The sequence below is a fragment of the Stappia stellulata DSM 5886 genome (assembly GCF_000423705.1).
GTDB lineage: Bacteria > Pseudomonadota > Alphaproteobacteria > Rhizobiales > Stappiaceae > Stappia > Stappia stellulata.
The window spans coordinates 316,279-335,057 of the sequence record NZ_AUIM01000010.1 but is presented as its reverse complement, the minus strand read 5'-3'; the positions used below and the strand labels follow the sequence as shown (position 1 = coordinate 335,057).

Sequence of the window (18,779 nt, the reverse complement as noted above, 5' to 3'; positions counted from 1 at the left end):
GGTTTGCAAACGCGCGCGCTGGGCTTACATAGGCGGATACGGCCCCGGACAGGCCCGGGAGGCAAGGACCAAGCTGAAGAGGCAAAGAATGCACGCGCAGGACGACCCCACGGGCTGGCATGGAACGACAATCGTGAGCGTGCGCAAGGGCGGGCGCGTTGTGATCGCAGGTGACGGCCAGGTCTCGCTCGGCCCCACGGTGATCAAGGGGACCGCGCGCAAGGTGCGCCCCCTGGCAAAGGGTGACGTGATCGCCGGGTTTGCCGGGGCGACGGCGGATGCCTTCACCCTGTTCGAGCGCCTCGAGGCCAAGCTCGAACAATATCCGGGGCAGTTGATGCGTGCCTGCGTCGAACTGGCCAAGGACTGGCGCACCGACCGCTATCTGCGCCGGCTGGAGGCGATGATGCTTGTCGCCGATTCGTCCATTTCCCTGGTGCTGACCGGAACGGGCGACGTGCTGGAGCCGGAAGGCGGGATCATGGGTATCGGGTCGGGCGGCAACTATGCGCTCGCGGCGGCACGCGCGCTCGCCGACAGCGATCTCGACGCGGAAGAGATTGCCCGCAAGGCGATGAAGGTTGCCGCCGAGATTTGCGTCTACACCAACGACAATGTGACGATCGAGACACTGGAGAGCACCGCGTGAGCCTGCCGCAGCACGCCATGGCGGCGGACGACGCGATCGAGGCACGGCTTCGCGCGGCCGAAGCGGCGGGCATCGTCTCCGCCGATCAGGTCCGCCGCATGCGCGACCTCTGGAATGCCGACGCGGACGGCGAAACGGATGCCCGGCCGAATGCGGGCTTTTTTGTCTCGCGCGCCGACGCGGAAGAGGTTCGCTTCGCCCGCGGGTTTCACGATGTCTTCTTGTCAATCGGTATCGTGATGGTGCTGTTCGGACTGGCCTACGGGCTGGGGGCGGTCTGGCCGGTGTCCGTGGTTTCAGGTGTCCTGGCGGCCACGGTCTGGGTGTTTTCCGAGATTTTCGCCCGCCGCATGCGGCTTGCGCTGCCATCGTTCCTCTTGTCGCTTGCCTTCGCTCCGGTGTTTCTCTTTGCAGGCCTTGAGGCGCTTGCCTCCGGACCGGTGTTCGACCGCGGCGGTCTGTGGCACGGCAGGACCGCCACGGCCATCGTTCCCGCGCTGATCGGCGTGACCGGTGCGCTCTTGCATTATTGGCGGTTCAGCGTGCCCGTGGGCGCGGCCGGCGTTGCGGGAACCCTGCTCTTTCTTGCCGCGATCCTGCTTGAAACGGCGCTTCCGGGCGTTCTGGAGGCGCATCTTGCCTGGTTTACGCTTGCCGCCGGCGCCGCGACCTTCATTGCGGCCATGCGGTTCGACTCCCGCGATGTCGCCCGGGTGACGGCCGCGAGCGACAAGGCCTTCTGGCTGCATCTGCTCGCCGCGCCGCTGCTGGTGCATTCCGTCCTCGCGCTGGTGACAAATTCGGCGGATGTGCAAAGCGGCAGCGATGCGGCAGCGGTCATCGCGCTTTTCGCGGCGCTGGCCCTGGTTGCCATCCTTGTCGACCGGCGGGCGTTGCTGGTGTCCGGACTTGGATATTTCGGTCTGGCCATTGCACGATTGATGGTCGAGGCCGATGTTTCGCAGGAGGCCACCCTGGCGCTGACCCTGGGCGTCCTCGGCTGTTTCATCCTGCTGCTCGGTTCCGCCTGGCGCAGCGTGCGCCGCGCGGTGGCGCGCCCCTTCCGTTCGACCCCGGCGATGCGTTTCGTGCCCGCCGTCGATTGACATTCCTGACGTGAGAGACCCCGCCATGACCACGCTTTCTCCCCGCGAGATCGTTTCCGAACTGGACCGGCACATCATCGGCCAGAAGGATGCCAAACGCGCCGTCGCCATCGCACTCAGGAACCGCTGGCGCCGCCAGCAGCTCGAGGAAGGGCTGCGCGAGGAGGTGATGCCGAAGAACATCTTGATGATCGGCCCGACCGGCGTCGGCAAGACCGAGATTTCCAGGCGGCTTGCGCGCCTCGCCAATGCGCCCTTCGTCAAGGTCGAGGCGACCAAGTTCACCGAGGTCGGCTACGTCGGTCGCGACGTCGAGCAGATCGTCCGCGATCTTGTCGAGGCCGGTATCGCGCTGGTGCGCACCGCCAAGCGCAAGTCGGTGGAGGCCAAGGCGCATCTTCAGGCCGAGGAGCGTGTGGTCGAGGCGCTGGTCGGCAAGAATGCCAGCCCAACCACCAAGGAGAGCTTCCGCAAGAAGCTCAGGGCCGGCGAACTGGACGACAAGGAAATCGATATCGAGGTGCGCGCCCAGCCGCAGGTGCCGGGGCTGGACATGCCCGGCATGCCCGGCGGCAGCATCGGCGTGATGAACCTTTCCGACATGCTCGGCAAGGCGCTGGGCGGTGCCACAAAGACGCGCCGGGTCAAGGTGAGCGAGAGCTACGATATTCTGCTCGAACAGGAAGCCGACAATCTGCTCGACGAGGAGAAGGTGGTCGAGGAGGCGATCGATCTGGTGGAAAACGCCGGCATCGTGTTCCTGGACGAGGTCGACAAGATCTGCGCCCGCAGCGAGCGCACCGGCGGCGATGTGTCGCGCGAGGGTGTGCAGCGCGACCTGCTGCCGCTGATCGAGGGCACGGTGGTTTCCACGAAGCATGGCCCGGTCAAGACCGACCATGTACTCTTCATCGCGTCCGGCGCCTTCCATGTGTCGAAGCCCTCCGACCTCCTGCCGGAACTGCAGGGTCGCCTGCCGATTCGGGTGGAGCTGAAGGCGCTGACCAAGGACGATTTCCGCGCCATCCTGACCGACACGGAGGCAAGCCTGATCAAGCAGTATGTGGCGCTTCTGGGCACGGAAGGGCTGACGCTGGAGTTCACCGACGATGCGATCGAGGAGATCGCCTCCATCGCGGTCGACCTCAATTCCACCATCGAGAACATCGGCGCGCGCCGGCTTCAGACCGTGATGGAGCGCGTGCTGGACGAAGTCTCCTACACCGCGCCCGACGCCGGCGACACGACGGTGGTGATCGATGCGGATTACGTGCGTGAAAACATCGGGGAGCTGGCCAAGAATGTCGATCTGTCGCGTTTCATTCTCTAGTCGGCAAAAGCGCCGCTTGCCGCGTGGCGTGGCCGATGGCAGCATGCGCCCATGGTAGCGATCCGGAAAAGTTTCGAGGAAGGTCACCGCCGCAAGTTTCTCGTCGTCGTCGACGAGACCGCGGAGGCCGACCGGGCGATTGTCTATGCCGCAAAGCGCGCGGAGCGCACCAGCGGCATTGCCACGCTGTTGTACGTCATTGCGCCCGGAGATTTTCAGCATTGGCTGGGTGTTGAGGACATCATGCGCGCCGAGGCGCGCGAGAATGCGGAAAACTGCCTGGCAAAGGCGGCCGACCGGGTGCGCTCCGTGGCCCGGACGGACCCGGAACTTGTCGTGCGCGAGGGCAACCGCTCCGACGAGATCCTGGCGCTGATCGAGGAAGACGCCGATATCGCGATCCTGGTGCTCGCCGCCGGCAGCGGGTCGGAAGGCCCCGGACCGCTGGTTTCGGCGATTGCGGGAAAGGGGGCTGCCAGTTTCCCGATCCCCGTTACCATCGTTCCGGCGACCCTCGACGACGAATCGATTGCCGCCCTTGCCTGAGACCCGGCGCGACATCGCCGACCCGGCCTCGTGCAATTTGCGGATGCCGGGCATCGGCCGCGCAGGGAGCCGACGATAAAAACGCCACTCTGGAACAATTCCAATCTGGAACTTGCGGCCATGGCCCTGTATACTGTCGCGGACAGTGCGCAGGATCGTCCCGCCGCAGGAGATGGGCTGAACGACGACAGGCGCGCAGCGTCAGCCGGGACCCGCGACACGGTCGCGCGCGGCGGGCGCCACCAGCGATAAAGGAAAGAGCATCATGTTCATTCAGACCGAGGCGACGCCGAATCCGGCAACACTCAAGTTCCTGCCGGGCCGTATCGTGCTGTCCCAGGGCACGATGGATTTCCGCAAGTCCGAGGACACGGGTGCGTCTCCGCTGGCGGAGAAGCTCTTCGAGGTCGAGGGCGTGGAGGGGATCTTCTTCGGCCATGACTTCATCTCGGTGACCAAGGGCGATGCCGAATGGCAGCACATCAAGCCGGCGGTGCTGGGCGCGATCATGGAGCACTTCATGTCAGGCGCGCCCGTGACCCGCGACGAGATGGGCGAGGAGAGCGACGAGGAGTTCTTCGAGGAAGGCGACGAGACGACGGTCGGCACCATCAAGGAACTGATCGAGACGCGCGTGCGTCCGGCGGTGGCCCAGGATGGCGGCGACATCACCTTCCGCGGCTTCCGCGACGGGGTGGTCTATCTGTCGATGCGCGGTGCCTGTTCGGGCTGTCCGTCTTCCACGGCGACGCTCAAGCATGGCATCCAGAACCTGCTGCGTCATTTCGTTCCCGAAGTCGAGGAAGTGCGCGCGATGTAAGAGCGCCGCTGGAAAGCGTTTCGGCGGCCCGGCCTTCGTGCCGGGCCGTTTTGCGTTGGGACACGGTTTTTCGTTGACGCCCCGGTGTGCAGGTTCCCTGGCACTCGCGGTTTCGGCAAAGACCAGCTAGCAAATGGTCGGGTCGACGGATCCTGCCTCAATGGGTTTACTCGTTTCATGCGCCTTCTTGCGATCGATACCGCGCTCGACGCCTGTTCCGTCGCGGTCCTTGACGGGGACCGCGAGACCGCGCGCCTGACCCGGGCAACCGAAATCCTCCAGCGTGGACATGCCGAACGCCTCATGGGCATGATCGGCGAGGTGACCGCGGAAGCGAGCATCGCCTTCAGCGAACTCGAGCGCGTCGTCGTCACCGTCGGACCGGGAAGTTTCACCGGCTTGCGCGTCGGACTGTCCGCCGCCCGCGGGATCGCACTGGTGGTGCATGTGCCGGCCGTCGGCGTTTCCACGCTCGCGGCACTTGCCGCACAGGCCCGGCGCGAGGCGGGTGCGGAACAGGCCGGATCGGCGATCTGGGCCACCATCGCCGGGCGTGGGGCCGATGTCTACATCCAGGGATTTTCCGCCGACGGCACGCCGTGTGAAGCCGCGCGCGCCGTTGCAGCCGCGGCGCCTGGCGACGAGCTTCCGCAGGGAGCCTGCCTCGCCGGGAGCGGGGCGGAGAAGATCGTCGCCGCGACGGGGCGGACGGATTTTGAAATCGCGCACACCCATGGCTGGCCGGATATCGGCGATGTCGCCCGTCTCGGCAGGGACGCGGTGCCGTCCTCCGCACCGCCTGAGCCGCTTTACCTGCGGCCGCCGGATGCCGCGCCCGCGCGCCGCGATGCGAGGCTGTTGGCATGACGTTTTGGTGGTTCTGGGCGCCGCCGCCGGTGATCGAGGACGCGCGCGCGGAGGATCTCGCCGCGTTGGCCGAGCTGCACGAGCGGTCGTTTCCCGTCGGATGGGGCGCCGACGAGATTGTTGCGTTGGCGCGTCAGCCGGGCGTCTTCATCCTGCAGGCGCGCCGGGCGAACGCGATGGGCAGCCGCGCCGCGCTTGGCTTCGTTATCGTGCGCGAGGCGGCGGACGAGGCGGAGATCCTGACGATTGCCGTCGATCCGCGCCAGCGGCGACGCGGTGCCGGCGCGCAATTGATGCGCGCCGCGATGTCCAGGCTCTACGCGGACAGGGTCAAGGCGCTGTTCCTGGAGGTCGATGCCGCCAATGCGGCCGCGGTCACGCTCTACCGGTCGCTGGGCTTTCGCACCGTCGGCACTCGAAAGGGCTATTATCAGGAAAGCGATGGCGACGGCGGTGCGCTTGTCATGCGCGTCGATCTGGCGTAATCGGCTGGGCATGGCGACCTCCGCTTGCGGCGGGTCGCGTCGACCGGAGCACGGCCGGCTTCGCAGGCCCTTCGGCCGGGACCGGCGACCAGGAAGAGGCAGGCGAGATGTCCGATCTCGGTAGTTCGCAGTCATTGGAGGACGTGTGCGTCGCCAAGGGCATGCGCATGACCGAACAGCGCCGGATCATTGCCCGCGTGATCGAGGATGCCAGCGACCATCCCGATGTCGAGGAGCTCTACCGTCGCGCCGTGCGCAACGATCCGCGCATCTCGATTTCCACCGTTTATCGCACGGTGAAGCTCTTCGAGGACGCCGGCATCATCGAACGTCATGACTTCCGCGACGGGCGCGCCCGCTACGAGACCGTTCCCGACGAGCACCACGACCACCTGATCGACCTGAAGAGCGGTCGGGTCATCGAGTTCCGCAACGAAGAAATCGAGCGCCTGCAGGAGGCGATTGCCGTGCGTCTGGGGTACCGGCTCGTCGATCACCGGCTCGAGCTCTACGGCATTCCGCTCGGCTCTTCGCCCGGGTCCGGCGAACGGGACTGAGGAGATGTCGAGGCTGCGCGCCGCTGCCGTCCTGACGGCTCTCACGGTGATCACGCTGCCGATGATCCCGGTGCAATGGGTGGCCATGCGCATGCCCGGCGAGCTGAAACGCCGGCTGCCGGTCGTGTGGCATCGCATGGCCTGCGCGCTCGTCGGCATTCGCGTCGAGGAGATCGGCCGGGCAGCCAGCGACCGGCCGCTGCTGATCGCGGCCAATCATGTTTCCTGGCTCGATATCACCGTGCTCGGCAGCCGCATGCCGCTCAGTTTCGTCGCCAAGTCGGAAGTGGCCTCCTGGCCGGTGTTCGGACTTTTCGCCAAGTTGCAGCGGTCCGTCTTCGTCGACCGCGAAAGGCGCAGCGCCACGGCGCGCACGGCCAGCGAGCTGGGCGCGCGTCTGTCCGATGGCGATGCCATGGTGCTTTTCGCCGAAGGCACCTCGAACAGCGGCAACGAGGTGCTGCCGTTTCGCTCCGCCCTGATCGGGGCGGCGCGCCATGCGGTGGCCGGAGAGGGCGGTGAGGTGTGGATCCAGCCGCTGGCGCTGGCCTACACCGGCCTGCACGGCGTTCCGATGGGCCGGCAGTTTCGGGCCCATGTCGCCTGGTACGGCGACATGGAGATGATCCCGCATTTCATGAATGTGGTGCGCAAGGGGGCCGTCGACGTGCGCGTTGTCTGGGGCGCGCCGCTGCGCGTCTCTCCGCGCGACGACCGCAAGGTGCTCACGCGCAGGCTCGAGGGAAGCGTGCGGCAGATGGCGGCCCAGGCGCGCGCGGGACACCCGCTGCCGCCCGACATGCGGGAATCGGCTTCCGGCACGGATGCTGCTATTCTCAAACCGTCAAAAAACGGGTAAAGCAGGCGCGATTTCACGCGTGCCACGACAAGCCACACCAGACGGCACCGGCCGCAAGGCCTGCCCGGGGACATGATGAGCGACGAACAAAACAGCGTCACCCAGCCCACCGAGACATCCATCGACGCCGCCGCGCCCGGCGCGCCGGACGGTCGCCGCGTCTTCGTCAAGACCTATGGCTGCCAGATGAACGTCTATGACAGCGAGCGGATGACCGATGCGCTCGTGCCGGACGGCTATACGCCGACCGAGACGCTCGACGAGGCGGACCTGATCATCCTCAACACCTGCCACATCCGCGAAAAGGCGGCGGAAAAGGTCTATTCCGAGCTCGGCCGGCTGCGCAAGCTGAAGCAGGCGCGCGCCGAGCGCGGCGTCGACACGATGATCGGTGTTGCCGGCTGCGTGGCGCAGGCGGAGGGCGAGGAGATCGCCCGGCGCGCGCCCGTGGTCGATCTCGTCTTCGGGCCGCAGACCTATCACCGCCTGCCGGACCTGGTGAAGCGGGCCGCGGGCGGCGAGAGCGTGGTCGAAACGGAGTTCGAGACCGACGACAAGTTCCGTCACCTGGCGGCACCTTCGGCGGCGCAGGCCGCCAAACGCACCGTGTCGGCCTTCCTGACGGTGCAGGAGGGCTGCGACAAGTTCTGCACCTTCTGCGTCGTGCCCTACACCCGCGGCGCGGAGGTGTCGCGTCCGGTCGAACAGATCGTCGGCGAGGCCGAGCGCCTGGCCGCGCGCGGCGTGCGCGAGGTCACGCTTCTGGGCCAGAACGTCAACGCCTGGCATGGCGCCGGCGCCGACGGCCGCAGCTGGGGGCTGGGCGAGTTGCTCTTCCGCCTGGCGGAGATCCCCGGTCTCGACCGGCTGCGCTACACCACGAGCCATCCGCGCGACATGGACGACGCGCTGATCGCAGCCCACCGCGACCTGCCGCAGCTGATGCCCTATCTGCACCTGCCGGTGCAGTCCGGCTCCGACCGCATCCTCAAGGCCATGAACCGCCGCCACACGCGCGACGACTATTTCCGGCTGATCGACCGGATCCGCGAGGCACGCCCCGATCTGGCGCTGTCGGGCGATTTCATCGTCGGCTTTCCCGGCGAGAGCGACGCGGATTTCCGCGACACGATGGATCTGGTCGAACGGGTCGGCTATGCGTCGGCCTTCTCCTTCAAGTACAGCCCGAGGCCCGGCACGCCGGGGGCGTCGCTGGACGAGCAGGTGCCCGATGCCGTGATGGGCGAAAGGCTTGCCGAGCTTCAGGCGCTGATCGCGGACCAGCAGCGTGCGTTCAACGTCGCGATGGTGGGTCGCAGCTGCGACGTGCTTCTGGAAAAGCGCGGTCGCAATCCCGGACAGCTCACGGGCCGCTCGCCCTGGCTTCAGCCGGTGCAGATCGACTTGCCGGAAACGCGCATCGGCGAGATCGTTGCGGTGGAAATCACGGACACGGGCACAAATTCCCTGTTCGCGCGCCCGTTGAACGGGCAGGATGTTCGCGTCGCATGAGCCGGCAGGACAGGTTCCGCGCCAGGCCACCAGGAGGCAGAATGCCAGGAGTAGCCGTTTGACCGGCGAGAGCCGGACCCAGAACCGGGGCAGCAGCCGCGCAGCGGTCTCCGCCTCGGACATGACGCATGTCGTTCTCGCCTTCGACGACAATCGCCTGGTTGGCGATCTGTTCGGCCAGTTCGACCAGAATCTTGCCCTCATCGAACAGCGTCTGGGCGTCGATGCCGTCGCGCGCGGCAATCAGGTGATCATCAAGGGACGCCATGCGGCCTGCGAGCAGGCGCGGCGCGCGCTCGAGGCGCTCTATGCCCGGCTTCAGCAGGGGCAGGAGCTGCATCCGGGCGACGTCGAGGGCGCGCTGCGCATGGCCATCGCCGAGGAGGCGCAACTGGACCTTCCCACCATCGAGCCGCGGTCGCATTTGTCGTTCGCGCAGATTTCCACCCGTCGCAAGACGGTGCTGGCGCGCACGCCGGCGCAGGACGCCTATATCCGGGCGATGGACCGTGCGGACCTGATCTTCGGCGTCGGCCCCGCCGGCACCGGCAAGACTTTCCTCGCGGTCGCCTATGCGGCGGCGCTCCTTGAGCGCGGCGACGTGGCCCGGCTGATCCTGTCCCGTCCGGCGGTGGAGGCCGGCGAGCGGCTCGGCTTCCTGCCCGGCGACATGAAGGAGAAGGTCGACCCCTATCTGCGTCCGCTCTACGACGCGCTTTACGAGATGATGCCGGCGGAAAAGGTCGAGCGCGGGCTTCAGTCCGGCATGATCGAGGTCGCGCCGCTGGCCTTCATGCGCGGGCGCACGCTGTCGAATGCGATTGTCATTCTGGATGAATCGCAGAATACGACGGCCATGCAGATGAAGATGTTCCTCACCCGGCTTGGCGAGAACTCGCGGATGATCGTCACCGGCGATCCGAGTCAGGTCGATCTGCCGCCAGGCCAGAAATCGGGCCTGCGCGACGCGCTGGCGCTGCTGACGGATGTCGAAGGCGTCGCCCGCGTCGATTTCACCGAGGTCGACGTGGTGCGCCACGAGCTGGTCGCGCGCATCGTGCGCGCCTATGACGAGGCCGGCCGGGAGGCCTCGCTTGCCGCCGAGGAGGCTGCGAAGACCGCTCCGAGGCTGCGGTCATGACCGCGTCTGGTCTGCCGTCGGTCGATCTCGCCGTCGAGGCGGACGGCTGGGGAAAGGAACCCGAGCTCGAGGCGCTCGTCGCCCGGGTCGTCGCCATGTGTTGCGCGCAGGCCCGCCTCGAGCTGGTGCCTGGCGCGGAATTGTCGGTTCTCCTGAGCGACGATGCCCGTGTGCGGGTGCTGAACCGGGAGTGGCGTGGAAAGGACACGCCGACCAATGTCCTGTCGTTTCCGGGCGGCGACGAGGACGAGCCGCCTTACGGGCCGCTGCTGGGCGATCTGGCGCTTGCGCGCGAGACGGTCGCGCGGGAAGCCGACGAGATGGGTATTTCATTTTCCGATCACCTTACCCATCTAGTGGCGCACGGATTTCTTCATCTTTTCGGCTATGATCACATCGATGATCGCGACGCCGAGGAAATGGAAAGCCTGGAACGGCGGATCCTGGCAGAGCTGGGAATGGCCGATCCTTATGGAGATGTCCCGGCGACACCCGCCAATATGGAGAGCGAGACGTCCCGTTGAGCGGGGCGCATAGATCACATGAATGATGCAGAGGCCCGAAGTACCGACAAGCCGGCGACGTCCGGAACCGAACCCGACTCCAGCCGGAGCGACGATGCCGCCGAACAACGCTGGTCGCTGTTTGCCTGGGGGGCCGAGCAGCTGAAGCGGCTTGCCGCGCTCAGGAATGCCGGAGCCGTCTCGTTGCGGCAGAATCTCCAGGACGAGCTCGCCCGCGATGCGGATTCTGGAACCAATTTCACCCCCGAGGAACGCATCCTTCTGTCCAACATCCTGCGGCTGCGCGAGGTCAGGGTCGACGACGTGATGATCCCGCGCGCCGACATCGATTCCGTGGAGGACAGTGTGCCGCTTGCGCGGCTGATGGAGATTTTTCGCGAATCCGGCCATTCGCGCATGCCCGTCTATCACGACGGCCTGGATGACCCGCGCGGCATGGTGCACATCAAGGACCTGATGGCCTATTTCGCCGCCCGCGCCACCGAGGCGGCGGACAACAGGGCGTCCTTGGCCGCCGATGACACGGCTCGACCCGACCCTGCCGAAGCGGGGGACGCAGACGCGGACGAGGGACCGACCGCCGGGGAACGCGATGGCGCAGCCGCGCTGGGCGAGGACGCCGGGTCTGCCCCCGCGACCTTGTCCTCATCGCATGACGCAGTGGACGACGGAGACGCCGCGGGGACGGTGCTTGCGGAAGCGGCGGACCAGGGCGACGCCCGGTCGAACCGCTCCGTCGGGTTCGATCTGTCCTCCGTCGACCTCTCCCTGCCGTTGAGCGACACCGGCCTCATTCGCCCGGTTCTCTTCGTGCCGCCGTCTATGCCGGCGACCGACCTGATGGCCAAGATGCAGGCGGATCGCGTGCAGATGGCGCTGGTGATCGACGAATACGGCGGCACCGACGGGCTCGTCTCGCTGGAGGACGTCGTCGAGACCGTCGTCGGCGACATCGAGGACGAGCACGACGAGGACGAGGACGCGATGATCGAGAAGGTCGCCGAGGGCGTCTGGGTCGCGGACCCGCGCGTGCCGGTCGAGGAAATGGAAGAGGCGATCGGCGCCGACTTCGAACTGGGGGATCTCGGCGAGGAAATCGACACGTTGGGCGGGCTTGTGTTCACGCTCGTCGGTCGGGTGCCGGTACGTGGCGAGCTGATCACCTCGCGGGAACTGCCGCGGCTGGAGTTCGAGGTGCTGGATGCCGATCCGCGCCGGATCAAGCGCCTGCGCATTCGCACCAAGCGGCCCGACCCCCGTCTGGTCGAAGCCCGTCGACGCTTGCGCCGTCCCGACACGGCGGCTTGATCCGCGAACGATTTTTCCGTCCCTGACGGCGCGGCCGCCAGCCGCGCAGGTCCCCCTTGACCGCGCGCCCGGCTGCGCGGATCGTCGAACGAAATCCGTGTGATTCGCCGGGGGTCCCGGTGCCGGGGTGCGTCCTGCGCCCTCCGGACAGGCAGGAGCGGTTGCGGTGCTGCGCTTGGCGCAAGTTTTTCTTCTCGCATTCGGCTGGCGACGTCTGGCCTTGGCCGGCGGCTGCGGTGCGCTGGCGGCGCTGGCCATGCCACCGTTCGGCGTCTTTCCCGTCCTCGCGATCTGCTTTCCCGGTCTTCTATGGCTGCTGGACGGTGCGATCGGCGAGGACCGGACCGCGCTTGCGCGCTTCCGCTCCGCGTTCGTGCTCGGCTGGAGCTTCGGCTTCGGGTTCTTCCTCGCCGGCCTGTGGTGGATCGGGCGTGCCTTCCTGGTGGAGGCCGATGTCTACGCCTGGATGATCCCCTTTGCGGTGCTGCTGCTGCCGGCAGGTCTGGCGCTCTTCACGGCGCTGGGGGTGGGGCTTGCCGGTCTGGTTTGGAACGACGGCTGGCAGCGCGCCGGTTATCTGGCGCTCGGGCTCGGCGGCGCCGATGTGGTGCGCGGCCATGTGCTGACCGGCTTTCCCTGGAACAGCTGGGGCTATGCGGTCTCGGGCATCCCCGAACTGGCGCAGGCCGCCTCGCTGGTCGGCGTCTACGGACTCGGCCTGCTGGTGGCGCTTGTCTTTTGCGGTCTGGCGGGCGTGGCCGACCAGACCGCTGGCGGACGCCGGCTGGCGCTCGGCTCCGTTCTGCTGTTCGCCGGCCTCGCGGGGTTCGGCATCGCGCGCGTGTCGCTTGCCGGCGATGTGGCCTTCGAGCCCGTCGCGCTCCGGATCGTCCAGCCTGCCGTCGCGCAGGAGGACAAGTGGATGCCTGAGAACCGTGCGCGCATCTTCGCCTCCTATCTGGAGATGAGCCGCCGCCCCTGGACGGGCGGCACCGCCGGTGGCGATGCGGACAGCGGCAATCTGCCGCGGGTCGTGATCTGGCCGGAGTCTGCCGTGCCGTTCCTGCTCACGGATGCGCCGGAGGCCCTGGCCGCAATCGCCGCCCTCCTCGGGCCGCGCGACACGCTGGTCACAGGCGCGGTGCGCGCCGACGCGGAGGGCGCCGAGCGGGTCTTCTACAATTCCGTCTATGTCATCGACGGCGACGGCGCGGTCCGCGATGCCTACGACAAGGTCCGTCTGGTGCCCTTCGGAGAATACCTGCCGTTCAAGTCGCTGCTCGAGCGGATCGGTCTGACCAAACTGGTGACCCTGCCCGGCGTTTTTCAAGCGGGTTTTCGCCACCGCACGCTCGAACCGTTTGCCGGACCTGCGTTTTTACCGCTCATCTGCTACGAGGCGATCTTCCCCGATGCCGCCACCACCCGCGATGCCCGCCCGGGCTGGCTCCTCAATGTGACCAATGATGCATGGTTCGGGGACACCCCCGGCCCCTGGCAGCATGTCGCCCAGGCACGCATGCGGGCGATCGAACAGGGGCTGCCGCTGGTGCGGGCGGCCAACACCGGGATTTCAGGCGTCGTGGACGCCTATGGCCGGGCAATCGTCCGCAGCGGTCTGGACACGGCCGCCGTGCTCGATACGCGTCTTCCCGTCGCCATCGGCCCGCCGCTTTATACCCGTCTGGGTTATTACGCGCCGTTCCTGCTATTTCTGGTAAGCCTTGGCGTCCTTTTCGTAACGGCCTACTTACGGAATGCGCGTAATGATTGACGGCGGGCACCTTCGCGCTGCATCATAACAACCATTCCCGTTTCCCTCGCCAAACGGGTTGTAATACGTAAAAATGACGAGGTGGCGGCTCCGGCGCCGGAGGTGCCTGAAGCGAAGTGCGAAGGCGTTGGCACCGCCGGATAACAAGTGAAAAACAAAGAAAAGCGGTCACAGCAACCGAACGAGCCAGAAAGAAGATCAAAAATGAACAGCAAGAAAGCACCGAATCCCATCGACGTGCATGTTGGCAGCCGGGTCCGGCTTCGCCGCATGATGCTTGGAATGAGTCAGGAAAAGCTGGGCGAGGCCCTCGGGATCACGTTCCAGCAGATCCAGAAATACGAAAAGGGCACGAACCGCATCGGGGCCAGCCGTCTGCAGCATATTGCGACCGTTCTCAAGGTGCCGGTTGCCTTTTTCTTCGAGGATGCGCCGGGCACGCCGGACGAAGCCAACGGCTTCGGCGAGGCAAAGCCCGCATCCTATGTCGTCGACTTCCTTTCGTCATCGGAAGGCCTGTCGTTGAACAAGGCCTTCGTTCGCATCGAGGATCCCAAGGTGCGCCGCCGCGTGGTGGATCTTGTCCGCGCGCTCGCGGGCGATGAAGTGTGACGGAGCTGCCGCGTTCGGCTTGACGAACGCTTGCGTCCGCTGGCATGTGTCTTCGGCGGTGGCGAGGTTCCTCGCCACCGCTTGTTGTACTCTTCCCAGAAGGACGGTTGATCGTGGCGCGTCAAGAATATCTCTTTACCTCCGAATCCGTTTCCGAAGGTCACCCCGACAAGGTGTGTGACCGCATTTCCGATACGGTCGTCGATGCATTTCTCGGCGAGATGCCGGAAGCTCGCGTTGCCTGCGAAACGCTGGCAACGACGAACAAGGTCGTGATCGCGGGCGAGACCCGTGGTCCGGCGACAATCACCAACGAATATATTGCCCATCTTGCTCGCATGGCGATCAAGGACATCGGCTACGAGCAGGACGGCTTTCATTGGGAGACCTGCGACGTCGACGTTCATCTGCACGCCCAGTCCCCCCATATCGCGCAAGGCGTGGACGCTGCTGAAAACAAGGACGAGGGCGCGGGCGACCAGGGCATCATGTTCGGGTATGCCTGCCGCGAGACGCCGGCCCTGATGCCGGCGCCGATCTTCTATTCGCACAAGATTCTCGAATTGCTGGCGGATGCCCGCAAGTCCGGCAAGGAGCCGGCGCTCGGGCCCGACGCCAAGAGCCAGGTTACCGTGCGTTACGAGAACGGCGTTCCGGTCGGCATCACCTCCGTCGTCCTGTCGACGCAGCATCTCGACCCGAAGCTCAGCTCGCACGACATCCGCTCCATCGTGGAGCCCTATATCGTCACGGCGGTTCCCGGCGGCTGGATCTCCAAGGACACCGTCTGGCACGTCAACCCGACCGGCGCCTTCGTGGTCGGCGGTCCCGACGGCGACTGCGGCCTGACCGGGCGCAAGATCATCGTCGACACCTATGGCGGCGCGGCCCCTCACGGCGGCGGCGCCTTCTCCGGCAAGGACCCGACCAAGGTCGACCGTTCGGCCGCCTATGCCGCGCGCTATCTGGCCAAGAACGTGGTGGCTGCGAACCTCGCCGACCGTTGTTCGATCCAGCTCTCCTACGCCATCGGCGTCGCCGAGCCGCTCTCGGTCTATGTCGACCTCTACGGCACCGGCAAGGTCGAGGAAGCGAAGCTGGAAAAGGCGATCCGCGAGGTCATGAACCTGACCCCGCGCGGCATTCGCCAGCACCTCGAGCTGAATCGTCCGATCTATGCGCGCACGGCGGCCTACGGGCACTTCGGACGCGATCCGGAAGAGGACGGCGGCTTTTCCTGGGAGAAGATCGACCTGGTCCATGCGCTGCGCGACGCGGCCGGCTGATCCGTCGGGATCATTTCATCGATGAAAGACGAGGCGCGCGCCCGGTTCCGACCGCGGCGCGCGCATTGCGGATACACATGATAGATCATACCAAGGGTTCCTTCTTCGGACGCCGCGTCGGCAAGCCGCTGCGCAAGGCGCGGCGCGAGATCTTCGAGGCCGGGCTCGCCCGCCTGCAACCCGATCTCTCCCGGCCCGCCCCGAGCGACTTGCGGACGCTGTTTCCCGCCGGCCTGTCGGAGATCTGGCTCGAAGTCGGTTTCGGCGGTGGCGAGCATCTCCTGCATGAGGCGCGGCGTCTGCCGGACACCGGCTTCATTGGCGTCGAGCCCTTCGTCAGCAGTCTTGCAAAGGCCGTGGCGGAGATCGAGGAAGAGGGGCTGGAAAATCTCCGCGTCTATGGCGACGACGCGATCAAGCTGCTCGACTGGCTGCCCGAGGCGTCGCTCGACGGTGCCTACCAGCTCTACCCCGATCCCTGGCCGAAGCGGCGGCACTGGAAGCGCCGGTTCATCAACCCGGTGAACCTCGACCGCTACGCCCGCGTGTTGAAACCGGGCGCGGTGCTGCGCTTTGCCAGCGATATCGAGACCTATGTCGAGTGGACGCTGGCGCATCTGCGCGACCATCCGGCGTTCACCTGGACGGCGGAAACGGCGGACGACTGGCGCAAGCCCTGGCAGCCCTGGTCCGGCACGCGCTATGAGCAAAAGGCGTTCCGCGAAGGTCGCCACGGGTGCTATCTGGAATTCCGCCGCATGTGAATTCGCTTGCTTTCGCCGCCGTCAGGCGTATTATAAGGATACTAAATTCTCTAGCGGCTCGCATGAGCAGTCTGAGAGTGGGCCCCGACAGGGACCCGCTCTTTTTGTTTTGGCCATGGCGCATCGGTGTCCGCCGCGCGCGGATGAAACGGCGCCAGCGGCCGACGATGCCGATTGCCGCTGATGCAACACCCTCGCCCAGACGCGACGGAAACGGAACGAGGCCCCGGTGCAGGACGAGGTTACTGTGCAAACCCAGGACACGGTACACAGCCAGGACACGGCGCAGGATTTACACGCGCCCCGGTTCGTCCGCGAGAACGGGCTGGAAGCGCGGATTTCCGCAATGGTCGAACCCGCGATCCTTGATCTCGGCTTCCGCCTGGTGCGCGTCAAGCTGTCCGGTCTCAACGGGTTGACCCTTCAGGTCATGGCCGAGCGTCCCGACGGCACCATGTCGGTCGAGGACTGCGAGCAGGTCAGCCGGGCGATCGCGCCGGTGCTCGATGTCGAGGATCCGATCAACCAGGAATACAATCTGGAGATCTCCTCGCCGGGTGTGGACCGTCCGCTGGTGCGGGCGGGAGATTTTGCCAATTGGGTCGGTCATCTGGTGAAGCTCGAACTGGCCGACCCGCTCGACGGGCGGCGCCGGTTCCGCGGCGAAATTCGCGGCGTCGATGGCGGGGACCTGATCCTGCGGCTGGAAGATCTTCCCGACGACGGCGTTCCCGACATCCGTCTTCCGCTCGCCAGCATGGGCGAGGCGCGGCTGGTCATGACCGACGCGCTGGTCGAGGCGGCGCTGAGGGCCGAAAAGGCCGCGCGCCGCAAGGCGGCAAAGGCGGCTGCGAAATCCGATTGAGCGACGGGCGGCCCCGGTAAGCCGGGGGGTTCGTCATATCCGACGTGTCTGCGAACGGCAGGCATGGTGAATGGAGACAACGCCGGAGTGAACCGGCGCGAGAGGAGTGGACTGAGATGGCAATCAGTGCGAACCGGCTTGAGCTGTTGCAGATCGCGGATGCGGTCGCGCGCGAAAAGTCGATCGACCGCGGCATCGTTATCGCCGCGATGGAAGATGCGATCCAGAAGGCGGCGCGCTCCCGCTATGGCTCCGAAACGGAAGTGCGCGCCGAGATCAACGGCCGCACCGGCGAGATCAAGCTTCAGCGCCTGCTGCTGGTGGTCGAGGAACTCGACAATCCGGCTACGGAGATCGCCCTTGAAGATGCGCTTCGCCGCAACCCGGCGGCCCAGGTCGGCGACTATATCGCCGAGCCGCTGCCGCCGCTCGACTTTGGCCGCATCGCGGCGCAGTCGGCCAAGCAGGTGATCGTTCAGAAGGTTCGCGAAGCCGAGCGCGATCATCAGTATGACGAATTCAAGGACCGCATCGGCGAAGTCATCAACGGCGTGGTCAAGCGGGTCGAATACGGCAATGTGGTTGTCGATCTCGGCCGCGGCGAGGCCGTCGTGCGTCGCGACGAATTGATCCCGCGCGAGTTGTTCCGCACCGGTGACCGGATCCGCGCCTACATCTACGACGTGCGCCGCGAGCAGCGCGGCCCGCAGGTGTTCCTGTCGCGCACCCATCCGCAATTCATGGCGAAGCTCTTCGCCCAGGAAGTGCCGGAGATCTACGACGGCGTCATCGAGATCAAGTCGGTCGCCCGCGACCCGGGATCGCGCGCCAAGATCTCGGTGATTTCCAAGGACAGCTCCATCGATCCGGTCGGCGCCTGCGTGGGCATGCGCGGCAGCCGCGTTCAGGCCGTCGTCGGCGAGTTGCAGGGCGAGAAGATCGACATCATTCCGTGGAACCCGGATGAGGCGACCTTCATCGTCAACGCGCTCCAGCCGGCGGAAGTGTCCAAGGTCGTGCTCGACGAGGACGCGCAGCGCATCGAGGTCGTCGTTCCGGATGAGCAGCTTTCGCTTGCCATCGGCCGGCGCGGCCAGAACGTGCGTCTCGCGTCGCAGCTCACGGGCTGGGCCATCGACATCATGACCGAGCATGACGAGTCGGAGCGGCGCCAGAAGGAGTTCGCCGATCGCACCCAGCTCTTCATGGATGCACTCAACGTCGACGAGGTCGTCGGGCAGTTGCTGGCATCGGAAGGGTTTGCCTCGGTCGAGGAAGTGGCGTATGTCGAGCGCGACGAGGTCGCGACAATCGAGGGTTTCGACGAGGAGACCGCCGACGAGATCCAGGCGCGTGCCCGCGAGTATCTGGAAGAGGTCGAGGCCAAGCTCGACGAAGAGCGCAAGACGCTGGGCGTTTCCGACGATCTGCGCGCGATCAACGGACTGACCACCGCGATGATGGTCGCGCTCGGCAAGGACGAGGTTCGCAACGTCGAGGACCTTGCCGGCTGTGCGACCGATGACCTGGTGGGCTGGACCGAGCGCGCCGACGGCGAGACGGTCCGCCACGACGGCGCCCTGAGCGGCTTCGAGGTATCGCGTGCCGAGGCCGAGGAAATGGTTATGGCCGCCCGTCTGGCTGCCGGCTGGATCACCGAAGACGACCTGCGTGTCGAAGACGAGGTGTCCGCGGACGCCGAGGACGAAGGCGAGACGGACGACGAGGCGGTGGCCAGTGTGGTCGCGACCGGGGTCGTTCACGAGGCTTGATA

At 66.3% G+C, this 18,779-nt stretch carries 19 protein-coding genes; all 19 read left to right on the top strand.

Annotated features, from left to right (window positions below; all coding sequences use genetic code 11):
• The first annotated feature begins 88 nt into the window (after positions 1–88).
• The 19 genes from hslV to nusA all read left to right on the top strand — a co-directional run bounded on the left by hslV (position 89) and on the right by nusA (position 18,777).
• Positions 89–649 carry an ATP-dependent protease subunit HslV gene (gene hslV / locus G572_RS0106745; protein WP_029057814.1) on the top strand — a complete coding sequence of 187 codons (561 nt, stop codon included), beginning with the start codon at positions 89–91 and terminating at the stop codon, positions 647–649.
• On the top strand, positions 646–1,755 hold the full coding sequence (locus G572_RS22890) for a hypothetical protein (RefSeq protein WP_051241812.1): 1,110 nt from the start codon (positions 646–648) through the stop codon (positions 1,753–1,755). The genes hslV and G572_RS22890 overlap by 4 nt, the downstream gene beginning before the upstream one ends.
• A gap of 25 nt (positions 1,756–1,780) precedes the next feature.
• Positions 1,781–3,085, top strand: coding sequence for an ATP-dependent protease ATPase subunit HslU (gene hslU, locus G572_RS0106735; protein WP_029057813.1), 1,305 nt, complete (start codon positions 1,781–1,783; stop codon positions 3,083–3,085).
• Positions 3,086–3,136: 51 nt separating this feature from the next.
• Positions 3,137–3,631: a universal stress protein gene (locus G572_RS0106730; RefSeq protein ID WP_029057812.1), complete on the top strand. Its 495-nt coding sequence runs from the start codon at positions 3,137–3,139 to the stop codon at positions 3,629–3,631.
• Positions 3,632–3,896: 265 nt separating this feature from the next.
• Positions 3,897–4,451 (top strand): NifU family protein, encoded by a 555-nt coding sequence (locus G572_RS0106725; protein WP_029057811.1) that lies wholly within the window; start codon positions 3,897–3,899, stop codon positions 4,449–4,451.
• Positions 4,452–4,628: 177 nt separating this feature from the next.
• Positions 4,629–5,318 (top strand): tRNA (adenosine(37)-N6)-threonylcarbamoyltransferase complex dimerization subunit type 1 TsaB, encoded by a 690-nt coding sequence (gene tsaB, locus G572_RS0106720; protein WP_029057810.1) that lies wholly within the window; start codon positions 4,629–4,631, stop codon positions 5,316–5,318.
• Entirely contained in the window at positions 5,315–5,803 is a 489-nt protein-coding gene (locus G572_RS0106715; protein ID WP_029057809.1) for a GNAT family N-acetyltransferase, read from the top strand. The genes tsaB and G572_RS0106715 overlap by 4 nt, the downstream gene beginning before the upstream one ends.
• Before the next feature lie 107 nt (positions 5,804–5,910).
• On the top strand, positions 5,911–6,360 hold the full coding sequence (locus G572_RS0106710) for a Fur family transcriptional regulator (RefSeq protein ID WP_029057808.1): 450 nt from the start codon (positions 5,911–5,913) through the stop codon (positions 6,358–6,360).
• Between the two features lie 4 nt (positions 6,361–6,364).
• Entirely contained in the window at positions 6,365–7,219 is an 855-nt protein-coding gene (olsA, locus tag G572_RS22885) for a lyso-ornithine lipid O-acyltransferase (RefSeq protein WP_208979050.1), read from the top strand.
• Positions 7,220–7,294: 75 nt separating this feature from the next.
• The gene (miaB, locus tag G572_RS0106700; protein WP_084649948.1) at positions 7,295–8,731 is read left to right on the top strand and encodes a tRNA (N6-isopentenyl adenosine(37)-C2)-methylthiotransferase MiaB; all 1,437 of its coding nucleotides are present in this window, start codon (positions 7,295–7,297) and stop codon (positions 8,729–8,731) included.
• A gap of 121 nt (positions 8,732–8,852) precedes the next feature.
• Positions 8,853–9,872 carry a PhoH family protein gene (locus G572_RS22880; protein WP_037546168.1) on the top strand — a complete coding sequence of 340 codons (1,020 nt, stop codon included), beginning with the start codon at positions 8,853–8,855 and terminating at the stop codon, positions 9,870–9,872.
• Positions 9,869–10,396: an rRNA maturation RNase YbeY gene (ybeY, locus tag G572_RS0106690; RefSeq protein ID WP_029057806.1), complete on the top strand. Its 528-nt coding sequence runs from the start codon at positions 9,869–9,871 to the stop codon at positions 10,394–10,396. Before G572_RS22880 ends, ybeY begins: the two co-directional genes overlap by 4 nt.
• 18 nt (positions 10,397–10,414) lie before the next feature.
• Complete coding sequence (locus G572_RS0106685) at positions 10,415–11,704, top strand: transporter associated domain-containing protein (RefSeq protein ID WP_245566165.1); 1,290 nt, start codon at positions 10,415–10,417, stop codon at positions 11,702–11,704.
• Positions 11,705–11,870: 166 nt separating this feature from the next.
• Complete coding sequence (lnt, locus tag G572_RS0106680; protein ID WP_037545984.1) at positions 11,871–13,478, top strand: apolipoprotein N-acyltransferase; 1,608 nt, start codon at positions 11,871–11,873, stop codon at positions 13,476–13,478.
• A gap of 204 nt (positions 13,479–13,682) precedes the next feature.
• Positions 13,683–14,090 carry a helix-turn-helix domain-containing protein gene (locus G572_RS0106675; protein ID WP_029057803.1) on the top strand — a complete coding sequence of 136 codons (408 nt, stop codon included), beginning with the start codon at positions 13,683–13,685 and terminating at the stop codon, positions 14,088–14,090.
• Between the two features lie 113 nt (positions 14,091–14,203).
• Positions 14,204–15,376 carry a methionine adenosyltransferase gene (gene metK, locus G572_RS0106670; RefSeq protein ID WP_029057802.1) on the top strand — a complete coding sequence of 391 codons (1,173 nt, stop codon included), beginning with the start codon at positions 14,204–14,206 and terminating at the stop codon, positions 15,374–15,376.
• Between the two features lie 77 nt (positions 15,377–15,453).
• Positions 15,454–16,140, top strand: coding sequence for a tRNA (guanosine(46)-N7)-methyltransferase TrmB (gene trmB / locus G572_RS0106665; RefSeq protein WP_029057801.1), 687 nt, complete (start codon positions 15,454–15,456; stop codon positions 16,138–16,140).
• Between the two features lie 229 nt (positions 16,141–16,369).
• Positions 16,370–17,005 (top strand): ribosome maturation factor RimP, encoded by a 636-nt coding sequence (gene rimP / locus G572_RS22875; protein WP_342664761.1) that lies wholly within the window; start codon positions 16,370–16,372, stop codon positions 17,003–17,005.
• Positions 17,006–17,121: 116 nt separating this feature from the next.
• Positions 17,122–18,777 carry a transcription termination factor NusA gene (nusA, locus tag G572_RS22870; protein WP_051241800.1) on the top strand — a complete coding sequence of 552 codons (1,656 nt, stop codon included), beginning with the start codon at positions 17,122–17,124 and terminating at the stop codon, positions 18,775–18,777.
• Positions 18,778–18,779: the final 2 nt, after the last annotated feature.

What these genes read in the sequence shown, in the direction of transcription:
- tsaB (WP_029057810.1), top strand. Translation starts at nt 4,629, where the DNA reads ATGCGCCTTCTTGCGATCGATACCGCGCTCGACGCCTGTTCCGTCGCG.
- G572_RS0106730 (WP_029057812.1), top strand. Translation starts at nt 3,137, where the DNA reads ATGGTAGCGATCCGGAAAAGTTTCGAGGAAGGTCACCGCCGCAAGTTT.
- G572_RS0106710 (WP_029057808.1), top strand. Translation starts at nt 5,911, where the DNA reads ATGTCCGATCTCGGTAGTTCGCAGTCATTGGAGGACGTGTGCGTCGCC.
- hslV (WP_029057814.1), top strand. Translation starts at nt 89, where the DNA reads ATGCACGCGCAGGACGACCCCACGGGCTGGCATGGAACGACAATCGTG.
- G572_RS0106725 (WP_029057811.1), top strand. Translation starts at nt 3,897, where the DNA reads ATGTTCATTCAGACCGAGGCGACGCCGAATCCGGCAACACTCAAGTTC.
- G572_RS0106715 (WP_029057809.1), top strand. Translation starts at nt 5,315, where the DNA reads ATGACGTTTTGGTGGTTCTGGGCGCCGCCGCCGGTGATCGAGGACGCG.
- ybeY (WP_029057806.1), top strand. Translation starts at nt 9,869, where the DNA reads ATGACCGCGTCTGGTCTGCCGTCGGTCGATCTCGCCGTCGAGGCGGAC.
- trmB (WP_029057801.1), top strand. Translation starts at nt 15,454, where the DNA reads ATGATAGATCATACCAAGGGTTCCTTCTTCGGACGCCGCGTCGGCAAG.
- miaB (WP_084649948.1), top strand. Translation starts at nt 7,295, where the DNA reads ATGAGCGACGAACAAAACAGCGTCACCCAGCCCACCGAGACATCCATC.
- nusA (WP_051241800.1), top strand. Translation starts at nt 17,122, where the DNA reads ATGGCAATCAGTGCGAACCGGCTTGAGCTGTTGCAGATCGCGGATGCG.
- hslU (WP_029057813.1), top strand. Translation starts at nt 1,781, where the DNA reads ATGACCACGCTTTCTCCCCGCGAGATCGTTTCCGAACTGGACCGGCAC.
- G572_RS0106675 (WP_029057803.1), top strand. Translation starts at nt 13,683, where the DNA reads ATGAACAGCAAGAAAGCACCGAATCCCATCGACGTGCATGTTGGCAGC.
- G572_RS0106685 (WP_245566165.1), top strand. Translation starts at nt 10,415, where the DNA reads ATGAATGATGCAGAGGCCCGAAGTACCGACAAGCCGGCGACGTCCGGA.
- G572_RS22880 (WP_037546168.1), top strand. Translation starts at nt 8,853, where the DNA reads ATGACGCATGTCGTTCTCGCCTTCGACGACAATCGCCTGGTTGGCGAT.
- olsA (WP_208979050.1), top strand. Translation starts at nt 6,365, where the DNA reads ATGTCGAGGCTGCGCGCCGCTGCCGTCCTGACGGCTCTCACGGTGATC.